The 728-nt window shown below is 36.7% G+C and carries 1 protein-coding gene; it reads left to right on the top strand.

Annotated elements, in window-relative coordinates; genetic code table 11:
* Positions 1 to 144: 144 nt before the first annotated feature.
* Positions 145 to 591 (top strand): hypothetical protein, encoded by a 447-nt coding sequence (locus ACSC97_RS18225; protein WP_004908900.1) that lies wholly within the window; start codon positions 145 to 147, stop codon positions 589 to 591.
* Positions 592 to 728 lie beyond the last annotated feature (137 nt).

Here is a 728-nt window from a genome sequence, read left to right as displayed (position 1 = left end):
GCAGAAGAAATTATTTAGACCAATGATCAAAAACTTCATTGATGACTTTATTCTCGATAAAAATCATCTGCTACCACAGAGAGTCTATAAATAATAGTGCGTAAGTCCTAGTTAATATCTTTTTTTTAGTATTGGAGTGGTTCAGTGTCTGAAATGAATTTTGATCGTCTTTACGATTTCTTTTCTAAAATTCCAAGCGTGCAAAAGGAAAGAATCATTGCACATGGCACAGACGAGCAACATGCGTGGTGGTTTAAATTTAGTATTAATGTAGAACACGCACTGGCATGGCAAACTGTTCAAGAACTTGGACATGTTCTGAATTACTTATCAACCAACGAGCGCTTACCAACACAATTTTTCCCTGTGTCACCACCACCCTATATGAATGGTGAAGCAAAGGACTTTTTGGCATGGGTCATTCAATGTAATCATCCTGAATTTGATCCCAATACCGTTTGTGATTGGCTTGAAGCGCGTTTGCCCAACCCTGTTGAAGATGAAAGCCAGTGGAAAATTCAAACTGATCTAAGTGAGTTAGATCAACTTGCTGATAAGGATTTGGATCAGTTGATTCCACCAAATCCATAATAAAAAAAGAGGCCATAAGCACTACTGTCCCATAGTTTGCTTTAAATAAAAAAACCTGAGTCTAAATAGTTAAAATATGAGTGCAAACAAACACTTTAACTATAAAGGACTCAGGTTTTGTCACATCAGAATACCGT

The sequence above is a fragment of the Acinetobacter sp. P1(2025) genome (assembly GCF_051390655.1).
Taxonomy (GTDB): Bacteria; Pseudomonadota; Gammaproteobacteria; order Pseudomonadales; family Moraxellaceae; genus Acinetobacter; species Acinetobacter junii.
Note: the sequence above shows the minus strand (reverse complement) of the source record. Positions and strands in the feature narration are given on the sequence as shown.